Annotated in this window: 11 protein-coding genes and 1 tRNA gene; 9 read left to right on the top strand and 3 right to left on the bottom strand. The window is 62.0% G+C overall.

Annotation, left to right across the window (positions count from 1 at the left end):
* Window positions 1-99, top strand: a 99-nt coding sequence (locus PXK01_RS20635) for an EF-Tu C-terminal domain-related protein (protein WP_017929992.1), incomplete at its 5' end; no start/stop codon positions are given.
* Between the two features lie 331 nt (window positions 100-430).
* Here the strand turns inward: PXK01_RS20635 and PXK01_RS20630 are convergent.
* Complete coding sequence (locus tag PXK01_RS20630) at window positions 431-1,132, bottom strand: lysophospholipid acyltransferase family protein (RefSeq protein WP_274849616.1); 702 nt, start codon at window positions 1,130-1,132, stop codon at window positions 431-433.
* 142 nt (window positions 1,133-1,274) lie between these two features.
* Here PXK01_RS20630 and PXK01_RS20625 point away from each other — a divergent pair.
* Window positions 1,275-1,350 (top strand) — tRNA-Trp (locus PXK01_RS20625).
* A gap of 132 nt (window positions 1,351-1,482) precedes the next feature.
* Here the strand turns inward: PXK01_RS20625 and PXK01_RS20620 are convergent.
* Complete coding sequence (locus tag PXK01_RS20620; protein ID WP_274849615.1) at window positions 1,483-3,672, bottom strand: O-linked N-acetylglucosamine transferase, SPINDLY family protein; 2,190 nt, start codon at window positions 3,670-3,672, stop codon at window positions 1,483-1,485.
* A gap of 237 nt (window positions 3,673-3,909) precedes the next feature.
* On the opposite strand from PXK01_RS20620, the gene PXK01_RS20615 reads away from it, so the two are divergent.
* The 5 genes from PXK01_RS20615 (at window position 3,910) to PXK01_RS20595 (ending at window position 8,219) form a co-directional block, all read left to right on the top strand.
* A complete protein-coding gene (locus PXK01_RS20615) occupies window positions 3,910-4,992 on the top strand; it encodes a GSCFA domain-containing protein (RefSeq protein ID WP_274861573.1) in 1,083 nt (360 codons plus the stop codon).
* A complete protein-coding gene (locus PXK01_RS20610) occupies window positions 4,976-5,770 on the top strand; it encodes a hypothetical protein (RefSeq protein WP_274861572.1) in 795 nt (264 codons plus the stop codon). The genes PXK01_RS20615 and PXK01_RS20610 overlap by 17 nt, the downstream gene beginning before the upstream one ends.
* A gap of 78 nt (window positions 5,771-5,848) precedes the next feature.
* Window positions 5,849-6,046 (top strand): preprotein translocase subunit SecE, encoded by a 198-nt coding sequence (secE, locus tag PXK01_RS20605; protein ID WP_274849612.1) that lies wholly within the window; start codon window positions 5,849-5,851, stop codon window positions 6,044-6,046.
* Window positions 6,047-6,258: 212 nt separating this feature from the next.
* A complete protein-coding gene (gene nusG / locus PXK01_RS20600; RefSeq protein ID WP_274849611.1) occupies window positions 6,259-6,792 on the top strand; it encodes a transcription termination/antitermination protein NusG in 534 nt (177 codons plus the stop codon).
* Between the two features lie 257 nt (window positions 6,793-7,049).
* A complete protein-coding gene (locus PXK01_RS20595) occupies window positions 7,050-8,219 on the top strand; it encodes a YbfB/YjiJ family MFS transporter (RefSeq protein WP_274849610.1) in 1,170 nt (389 codons plus the stop codon).
* Window positions 8,220-8,239: 20 nt separating this feature from the next.
* Here the strand turns inward: PXK01_RS20595 and PXK01_RS20590 are convergent, their stop codons facing one another.
* Window positions 8,240-8,827 (bottom strand): TetR/AcrR family transcriptional regulator, encoded by a 588-nt coding sequence (locus PXK01_RS20590; protein WP_274861571.1) that lies wholly within the window; start codon window positions 8,825-8,827, stop codon window positions 8,240-8,242.
* A 129-nt stretch (window positions 8,828-8,956) separates the two neighbouring features.
* Between PXK01_RS20590 and PXK01_RS20585 the strand changes: the two genes are divergently transcribed.
* Complete coding sequence (locus PXK01_RS20585; RefSeq protein ID WP_274861570.1) at window positions 8,957-9,520, top strand: carboxymuconolactone decarboxylase family protein; 564 nt, start codon at window positions 8,957-8,959, stop codon at window positions 9,518-9,520.
* A 298-nt stretch (window positions 9,521-9,818) separates the two neighbouring features.
* Entirely contained in the window at window positions 9,819-10,244 is a 426-nt protein-coding gene (gene rplK, locus PXK01_RS20580) for a 50S ribosomal protein L11 (protein WP_274849607.1), read from the top strand.
* Window position 10,245: the final 1 nt, after the last annotated feature.

Below are 10,245 nucleotides of genomic sequence, written 5' to 3'. Positions count from 1 at the left end.
CTGATCGCACCGATCGCGATGGAAGACGGCCTGCGCTTCGCCATCCGCGAAGGCGGCCGCACCGTCGGCGCCGGCGTTGTGTCGAAGATCATCGAGTAATCACAGCGATGCTGTGATGGTTGCGACAGGGTATCCGCGCTTCGGCGCGGATGTCCCGAGAGCAACTCGGTACCAAATAGAAAGGGCGCCCTTGCGGCGCCCTTTTTCTATGCGGCACCGGCGGATCAGGGCAGGCTCCGACCAGGGGCCGAAGGCCGTCTTGCAAAAGCTCCGGTGGAGCTTTTGAGGCCGCAGGAGGCGGGAGCCTCGGGTGCGCAAAGCGCGCCCGCCCTCCGGCCTGGTCGGGCGCGGCCTGAACGCGGGGCGTCCGGGCGTTGGTCTGCGTGTGGAGTTGGAATGGGGTCGCTGATCGGAGCCGTCAGCAATCGGCTTAGCGCTTGATCGGGTCCAGCTCCCGGCCGACCGCGCGATCTGCCCTGTCGGTGATCTCATCGAGGCTCGCCTCGAGGCTTTGGCGCAGGCTCTCGGCCTCATCGTCGGTCGGTTTCTTTGGCACCACCTCCTGCCACTCCTGGCAGATCAGAACACCGCGGGAAAACGGCAGTGGCAGCATCTGCCGATCCCAGGTCGGCAGTTTCAGCACCCTTCGCTCGGCAAAGGCGACGGTGAAGACCCGGCAGTCGGTCATGCGTGCCCAGGTGATCGGCACGCCGGACGAAATCCGGGCCGGGCCGCGCGGCCCATCTGCGGCAATCCCGATCGAACAACCCTCCTTGGTGCGGCGCAGAACCTCGCGCGACAGGGCGACATGGCGCTTGTGGCTGGACATGGGGATGGTTTCAAAGCCGAGGCGGACCAGGATCTGCCCGGCTAGCCGCCCGGCGCGCGCGGCCGAGGTCAGCGCGCAGATCCGCCCCAAAGAGGTGTCGAACAGGTAGGGGGCCATGATCAGCCGTTGATGCCAGAGGACAAAGATCACCGGCTCGCCGCGCGCCACGCAGGCGTCCATTTCTTCGAAACCGGAGCGCTGCCAGCGCGAGGTTCGATAGGCGAATCGCACATAGCTGGCGAACAGGGCTTCGATGCTGCGGTTGAAGCGCGGGCTGTCTGCAATACGTTTTCTGAGGCTCACGGCGGGGGTCCTTTCACCCCCGTCATAATCCAGCAATCGGATGTCTGCCAGCCCGGCGACGGGCCGCTACACGATTGCCTGGATTTCGCGCCATTTCCCTCTTGCCTCCTGCGCGGCAGTGGCTTAGGAACTGCCGCACCGTAGGGGTATAGCTCAGTTGGTAGAGCGACGGTCTCCAAAACCGTAGGTCGCGGGTTCGAACCCTGCTGCCCCTGCCATTTCCCAACATCCACGCAGGTGCAAGCTACCGGTCAGAGTGATCCGTGCCGCGAGTAGCGTGTGCGATATTGCGTGTAGCCAAAGCTGCCCCGCAATCGCCGCAAGCGATCGGGGGCAGCTTTGGATCTGGTTCACGCGGCGGCGCTGACTTTTTCACCGCCTGGCGATGTGCTTCGCGTCTTGAACGCGGGAACGTCCACATGGGCCGGGGGCAGACCCTTCAGGTAGCGGTCAAAGATCATGTCGAACCCCTGTTCGAGATCACGCGCAAACCCTTCGGTGTCGAACAGGGGCGACGACAGGCGGGTCCGCATCAGCTTGCCACGCAAAGCGGCCAGGGCCTCCAGGTCGTGCGCCAGGGTCAGGGCCTTTTCTTCATACTCCGCTTCAGTCTTGACGATCATCTCGGGCAGTCCCACCGCGCTGACAAGGCTGGCGCCAACCCGGGAGGCGAATTGGCGGCCGGGCATGGTCAGCACCGGAAGACCGGCCCAAAGCGCGTCGCTGGCCGTGGTATGGGCATTCATCGTGAATGTGTCGAGGAACAGGTCTGCAACGCGGTGCCGGGCCAGGTGCTCTGCCTGCGCGATACGCGGAGCGAAGACAAGCCGATCCGGATCAATGCCGCGCGCCTTGGCTTCGCGGCGCAGGTTGTCCCGCGACAAGGCACCTGTATCCAGCAGCCACAGGGTGCTGCCCGGTGTTTGGTTCAGAAGCCGCATCCAGATGTCGTATTCACGTGGGGTAATCTTGTAGCTGTTGTTGAAGCAGCAGAAGACCACGCCGTCATCCGGGAGCCCGCAGTCGCGCCGGGTGAACTGCTGCCCGGAAATGATGCGCTCCCGGTCATTGACCTGGTAGCTGTGCGGCATGCGGATCAGGTGCTCTTCGAAGAAGCGTTCGCTGCCAAGCGGGCAGGTGACGGGATCACCGATCAGGTAGTCGAAGGCCGTGCTTCCCATGGTGCCGGGATAGCCCAGGTAGGAGACATGCAGCGGCGCCAGGCGCTCGGCGAAAAGCTCACACCGTGTCTCACCGGTATAGCCCTTCAGGTCGATGGCGATATCCAGACCATCGGCTTGCACTGTTTCGATCAGTTGCCGGTCCGGCATTCCGGCCACATCGCGAAAACGCGCTACATTGCGGGCAACGCGGCTGCGCGCCTCGTCTGAGGGGGCCGTGCCATAGGAATAGGCTGTGATCTCGAAGCGGTTGCTGTCGTGTTTGGCAAAGAGGCCGCCCATCAGGTGCATGGTCGCGTGATCCTGAAAGTCGGCGGACAAGTAACCGATACGCAGTTTTTGCGGGCGTTGGGCTGGGCGTGCCGCTGTTGAGTGGGCCGGGCTTGGTAGTTTTTCGTTGGCATAGGCCTGCGTGCGAAGCCGCAGCAGATCCGGGTTGTCCTCCAGGGTCATCATGATGAAGGGAGAGCAGGATACCCCTTGCAGGCCCATATTGCGTCGATGATCGCCGTACTCATCGACCCAGTCCCAATCATTGATCTGCGCCTTCATGTGCAGTTTCTGGGCACGGGCGCGGTCATCGCCGGGATTGGCGTCCAGAACCGCTTCGAAATTGCGAATCGCATCTTCCTGATTGCCGGAAGCCAGCTCGATCTGGCCAAGGTTGAAGCGGGCCTCGGTAAGATCGGGAGACAGTTCAGAGGCCTTTTCGTACAGCTGTTTCGCCTCTGCCAGCTTGCCCATGCGCCGCAGGGTATTGGCGAAATTATAGATCAATTTCGGATTGTCAGGGCAGAGTTTCGATGCACGCTCCAACAGGTCTACGGCTTCGGCCATCTGATCCTGGTCCGACAGGATATTGGCCAGGTTGTTGAGCGACACAAGATGGTTGCCATCCAGGGACAGGGATTTTCGATAGAGCGCGATTGCATCGCTGGTGCGGCCCATCCGGTTGCAGACCTCGGCCATCGCGGCATAGGTGCCGGGCGCGCGCGGGTTGAGCTCGCAGGCCTTGTTGAGACAGGTCGCGGCTTCATCCAGGTTTCCGGCTTTCAGGTGGCACTGGCCAAGCGTGTCCCAAAGGAAATGCGACCGCCGGTAGGTGTTGAGAAGGGAGGCGCAGGAAGAGGCGGTTGCCTGATACTGTCCAGCGGCAAAACTTGCGGCAAGCTTCTTCTGGACCTCCGTCGGGGGATTTTGTTCGCTTTGCATCCGCTGCTGCAGGGAATCTAGCGCCTTTCGGGCACGGGTGTTCTTTGGGTACTTGCTCAGAATGTCACTATAGACGAGCGCCGCGTCATCCAGTTTCGCGTTGCGTTCCAGGCGCTGAGCTTTGTTCAAAGAGGTTGCGATGGTCATGGAGTCCTGTCTCATTTGCACGCTATGGTCGACCGCTGCACCTTCTGGTGGCTTACCGGGCCGTTGGCATCACAATGGCGTAAGAGAATTAAAAATCGATTGATCCCAATTTGCGTTGGTTTTGTGGGATTGCAGCCGCAGCCATGCCCCGCGTCATAGGGGCTTTCCCAGAGCCGATTGAACTTGGTTGGTGCAGCTCATAGGCTGGTCTGGAAACCCCAAGGGGACCGGCATCCGATGAACGACTCGACTGACACAAATCCCTATTCCGGCCTTCCGGATACGGCCTTTTGGCGCACGGCGGTGGCCGCCCATAACCCGTTGGAGATCTCCGGACTGTGGGTGCCTGAGTTTGCGATTCTTCCCAAGCACAGGGTTGTCACCGCGGGATCCTGCTTTGCGCAGCACTTCAGCCGGGCCCTGCGCGCGCGCGGATACAATTGGCTGGATGCAGAACCGGCGCCGGACCTGCTGACCGAGGAACAGGCACGCAGCTTCAACTACGGTATCTTTTCCACCCGGACGGGAAACATCTACACCGCGCGGATGCTGCGCCAGTGGCTGGAGCTTGCGCTGGGCGAAGCGGATCCAGAAGCTGCCGCCTGGACAGAGGTCTGGAAAACAGAAGGTCGCTTCCAGGATCCCCTGCGGCCGGTGATCGAGCCGGGCGGGTTCCTGTCGCGCGATGAGCTGTTCTCGGCCAGGGCCGCGACGCTGGCCGCCCTGCGCCGGGCGGTGCGCCGGGCGGATGTGTTCGTTTTCACCATGGGGCTGACCGAAAGTTGGCGCAACCTGCAGACAGGGGCCGAATATGCCCTGTGTCCAGGCACGGCTGGCGGCGTCTTCGATCCGGACCGGCATCAATTCTGCAATCAGCGGTATCCGGAGATCCATCGTGACATGACGGTGGCATTGGATCTTCTGCGTGCGGCGAATCCCGGCCTCAAGGTGCTGCTCACGGTCTCTCCGGTGCCGCTCACGGCGACAGCCTCGGGGCAGCATGTTCTGACCGCCACCTCCTATTCGAAATCCGTGCTGCGGGCGGTCGCGGGCGATCTGGCGGCGGATCGCGACGGTGTCGATTACTTCCCGTCCTACGAGATCATCACCCATCCCGCCTTTCGCGGCATGTTCTATGCCAGCAATCAGCGCAGCGTTGTGGCCAAGGGGGTGGACCATGTGATGGAAAGCTTCTTTGCCGCGCAGCAGGCACATTTTCCGCAACCCGCGCGGCAAGGCATCAAGCCCCCACCCGCCGAGGAGCGCAGCGCGCGGGCCGTGAAATGCGAAGAGGAAATGCTTGATGCCTTTGCAAGATAACCCTTCGATCTGCGTCTTTGGCGACAGCCATATCGCCTGTGTCAAACGGGCCGTCGATGACGGGCGGGTGGACATTCCCGCCGATCGGCTCGAGTTCTGGGGCGCAAGCGGCCCCGATTTTCGCGGGATCCATCTGCGGGGCGGTCGTCTGAAACCCATGACCGAAGAGGCCCGTGCCCAGGTGCAGATGATCAGTTCCAGGGGGCGCGACAGTCTTGGTGCCGGGGATTTTGACGCTTTCCTGTTTGTCGGCAGCCGGTTGCGCTCTCATAGCTATATCGTGCCGATGCTGTGGCGAGCCCGGGATGAGGCGGGATACCTCAGCCAGGCGGTGCGCGATGCGGTGCTGGATCGCTGGCTGACCGGCTGCCGGGCCTATCGCGCGGCCCGTGCCTTTGCCGCCACCGGCAAGTCGCGGGTGTTCTTCTCACCGGCGTCTTTCATGAACGACCAGATCATGGACGAAAAGACGATTGCCAGGACGATCAACCAAGAGGCCAGCGCCAGCGCGCGCGCGGATCTGTGGAACGGGGTGGCGCAGCGCATGGGCCGCGACGGGGTGACGCTGATTGCCCAGCCCGAGCAAACCGTGACGCGCGGTTGCCTGACCAAGATCGACTACGCATCAGAGCGCGCCGTAGAGATGCGCGATCCGGTGCACAAGAATGGCGCCTATGGCGCGCTGATACTGGAGCAGCTGTTTTTGCAGCTGGAGAGTGAAGCCGTCGGCAGCCAGCCCCGCGCCGATACCCCGGCCGATACCCCGACCGAGGCCTAAACCGGCGCGGCGGGGCTTGAATTTGCTGCGCGCAGCGGCTAAATCCCGGCGAACCTGCCAGCAGAGAGATCCCGCCACATGGCCATGACAAATCCAGTTCAGTTCATCCAGCAAGTCCGCGCTGAGGTCAGCAAGGTCGTCTGGCCGACCCGTCGCGAGGTCCTGCTGACCACGGTGATGGTCTTTATCATGGCAGCGCTGACTGCGGCCTTCTTTGCCCTGGTGGACCTGCTGATCCGCTTTGGCCTGACCGGGCTCTTGGGGATGTTCGGCTGATCCCATCGGGGGCGGCGGCTTGCGGTGCGCCAAAAGCTGCGCTGCCTCTTGATCTCGCTTCCGCCTGAGGGTAGTTCAGCCGATAACTCTGACATGGGCGTGCGGCGAATCGTGTTGCGCGCCGATTTTTGTTAGGGCCACGGCCCCTGGCCGAAACGGAATTATGATGAAGGCGGCGCATAGCGCCCGGCAAAACAAGGACGATCAGGCTCATGGCGAAACGGTGGTATTCGGTCAGCGTTCTTTCGAACTTCGAAAAGAAAATCGCAGAGCAGATCCGCACCTCGGTTGCCGAACACGGCCTTGAGGACGAGATCGACGAAGTTCTGGTCCCCACCGAAGAGGTGATCGAGGTCCGCCGCGGCAAGAAGGTCACCACCGAGCGCCGCTTCATGCCCGGCTACGTGCTGGTGCATATGGAAATGTCCGACCAGGGCTATCACCTGATCAACTCGATCAACCGCGTCACCGGCTTCCTGGGTCCGCAGGGCCGCCCGATGCCGATGCGCGATGCCGAGGTAAAGGGCATCCTGGGCCGCGTCGAAGAGGGCGTCGAAGCGCCGCGCACGCTCATCTCATTTGAGGTCGGCGAGAAGGTCAAGGTCAACGACGGCCCCTTCGAGGATTTCGACGGCATGGTCGAAGGCGTGGACGACGAGAACCAGAAGCTCAAGGTCACCGTGTCGATCTTCGGCCGCGAAACCCCGGTCGAGCTGGACTTCACCCAGGTCACCAAGCAGGGCTGATCACCCTCGCAATTGAAATTGAGGGCGCCGTGTTGCTTCGTGCAGCGCGGCGTTTCTCTTTGTCTTGCGTCGATTGCAGCTTTGCGGAGCTATGCTGACGTCTGGCTTGTCCCGACCTTTGACTGCGTTTCGCGCAAAGAGGCTTGTCCAGACGACACATCATTGGCAGTTTGCACCTATTGGCGTTCCACTTGGGGCACGTCTAACAAGGCAAGATCCTCATGTCCCGTTCGCCTACAGTGCCGGATCACTCTTCAATGAGTTCCGCCCCCACTCGCCCTTGGTTGGTTCTGGCCGGTCTGGCGCTCGGCGTCACAGTGACAAACGGATTTGCCCGGTTTGCCTATGGTCTGCTCCTGCCCGCGATGAAGTCCGAGCTGGGGTGGAATTATGCGCAAGCCGGCTGGTTGAACACCGCGAACGCGCTTGGCTATATCGCCGGGGCGGTCCTGACGATGTTCCTGATCCGGCAGGTCTCGCCGTCTCGCCTGTTTGCCTTTGGTCTGATCACGACCACGCTGGCGCTTCTGGCCACCGGGCTCAACGCGGCGCTGTGGTGGCAGACGCTCTGGCGCATTCTGGCGGGCATCTTTGGCGCGATGTCGTTTTCAACCGCAGGCGCCCTGGCTGCCGGGCTGTTTCAGGGCGACCCTCGCCGCAATGCGCTGGCCATTGCAATCCTGTTCGGCTCGGGTGGGGGGCTGGGCATCGTGCTGGCCGGGGCCTCGTTGCCGCTGATGCTTGACGCGTTTGGCCCCGGGTCCTGGCCGATGGGGTGGATTGTGATCGGTGCGGTCAGCCTGTCGTTCTTGCCGCTTGGGCTTTGGGCCGCCTTGCAGCTGCGCCCCGCCGCCCAATCACAGACCAAGGCCACCCCTTTGCCGGTGCGCAGTATGCTTCCGGAATTGGCCGGCTACGCAGGGTTCGGGCTGGGCTACATTGTCTATCTCACCTTTTTGTCCGAGTGGATGACGGGGCAGGCGGCAGGTGCTGGCTTCATCGCGCTGGTCTGGGTCATCCTTGGCCTGTGCATCTGTGTCTCGCCGATCGTTTGGCGTCCTGTTCTGGCACGCTTCCGCTCGGGATTGCCGCTGGCGTTGATCCTGTCCGGCATCGCCATCGGATCAGCCCTGCCTGTCGTACTGCCCAGCGGGTCGGCGCTGCTGATCTCGGCGGTGGTATTCGGTCTGTCGGTCTTCATGGCCCCCGGCGCGGTCACCAATTTCTCACGACAGAACCTGCCTCCAGAAAGCTGGGGGCGTGCGATCAGCCTGTTTACAGTTGTTTTCGCCGTGGCTCAGACCCTCGGCCCCTATGGTGCCGGTTTGGTTGGAGATGTGTTCGACAATATCGGCATCAGCCTTTTGGCTGCGGCCGGTCTGTTGCTGGGGGGGGCGGTCTTCGCCCTGATGCAAAGACCGCTGTAGCGTGGCGGTGCCCTGACCGGTCAGATCGCGCCGGATCGGACTTTGGCCGCAAGCTCGGATACCAGTTCAGCAATCGTCTCGGAGGCTTCGGCCCGCATCGCGCAAAAGCAAATGCCGGCCAGGCCGCTGTTCAAGTGTCGTGTCAGTTTGACCGGTTCGCTGTCTTCAGGCAGTTCGCCCGCGTCGATGGCGGATTGAAAGGCAGCCTCGAACACCCTGTCGTTGGCCTCCAGCAGCTTGATCATCTGGCTGCGGATTGCGCTGTCTTCTGCGCCAAGCTCGAGCGCGGTCTTGACCATGAAGCAGGTTCGGATCGGCGCCTGGGCATTGGACAGCGGGTGTGCTTGTTCGATGAAGGCCGCCAGCCCGTCCAGGTGGGACGATGCCCGTTCCATCACGCGCTCGCGCTCGGCGTTCAGCCAGTCGCTGTAGCGCTGCATGCTCAGGGCAAAGAGCTTCGCCTTGCTGCCAAAGGCCGCATAAAGCGATCCGGGATGCATCCCCGTGACGCGTTCCAGGTCTTTCAGGGAGGTCGACGCAAACCCATGCGCCCAAAACTGCCGCATGGCGTTGTTCAGCGCCGCGTCCTTGTCGTGATTCATGCTCATGGCCGGATGATACCCGTCTGGACAGGCGAGGCCAATCTCACATTTGAGTGATTGCTCAATTGTCACCTTGAGCGATCACTCAAGTTGCCTATGTTTGCCCTACACACACCAGATCCAAAGGACTTCACGATGACCCACTTCCCCCGCCATACCGCCGAAACCGCCCCGGACGCCGCAAAGGACCGCTTGGTTGCCTCTGAAAAGGCCTTCGGGTTTCTGCCGGGGCTCTATCAGGTGATGGCCGATGTGCCGCAGCTTCTGGAGATCTACCAGCGCACGCATGAGGCCTTCATGAACACCAGTTTCAACACCGCGGAACTGACCGTTGTCTGGCAGACCATCAACGTCGAACATGAATGCCACTATTGCGTGCCGGCCCACACCGGGATTGCCCATTCCATGAACGTGGATGCCGATGTGATCGAGGCGCTGCGCAACGAGACACCGCTGGCCGATCCCAAGCTGGAAGCCCTGCGCAGCTTTACCCTGGCGTTGGTGCGCGGTCGCGGCAATGTCACCCCGGCTGAATCCGAGGCTTTCTATGCGGCGGGATATGGCTCGCGGCAGGTGTTGGAAATCATCCTGGGTCTCTCGCAGAAAGTCCTCAGCAACTACACCAACCACGTAGCCCAGACCGCCGTTGACCCCGCGTTCCAGGCCTTTGCCTGGGAGAAGGCGGACAAGGCGGCCTGAGGTCATCCAAGGCTTGTGCCATCTTCGAAGGCCTCTGCCCTGTCGGTGGGGGCCTTTCCTGTGCCTGCGGCGCGGTCGCATGATCCGCAGATGTGGCCGTGGGTATAGGGGAGGGCAGGGGCGGTGACGGCCTTTGCATTGTTCCCTTGCCAATTCATCGAAACAGGCGTAGATGCCCCCTCTATCGTCTTCGGGCGAGATTCTCTCGTGGGAGGTTGATGGGTCGCGACCCTGATACCGCACCACGCAACACAGAACCGGGTGGAACGCGTTTCGCCCCAGTTGAAAGGAACACCAGATGGCCAAGAAGCTTGCTGGTACGATGAAGCTGCAGGTTCCTGCAGGTCAAGCCAACCCCTCCCCGCCGGTCGGCCCGGCGCTGGGTCAGCGCGGCATCAACATCATGGAATTCTGCAAGGCGTTTAACGCCAAGACGCAGGAAATGGAGCCCGGCGCGCCGTGCCCGACCGTGATCACCTACTATCAGGACAAGTCCTTCACCATGGACATCAAGACGCCGCCCGCGTCTTACTACCTGAAGAAGGCCGCCAAGGTGAAATCCGGTGCGAACAACCCGTCCCGTGAGACCGTCGGCACCGTGACCGTTGCACAGGTCCGTGAGATCGCCGAAGCGAAGATGAAAGATCTGAGCGCCAACGACGTTGAAGCGGCGATGCAGATCATCCTGGGCTCTGCCCGCTCCATGGGCATCGAGGTGAAGTAAG

This window comes from Phaeobacter sp. PT47_59 (genome assembly GCF_028890025.1).
Taxonomy (GTDB): domain Bacteria; phylum Pseudomonadota; class Alphaproteobacteria; order Rhodobacterales; family Rhodobacteraceae; genus Phycobacter.
The sequence above is the reverse complement of the archived record's forward strand: the minus strand, read 5'-3'. Positions and strand labels throughout refer to the sequence as shown.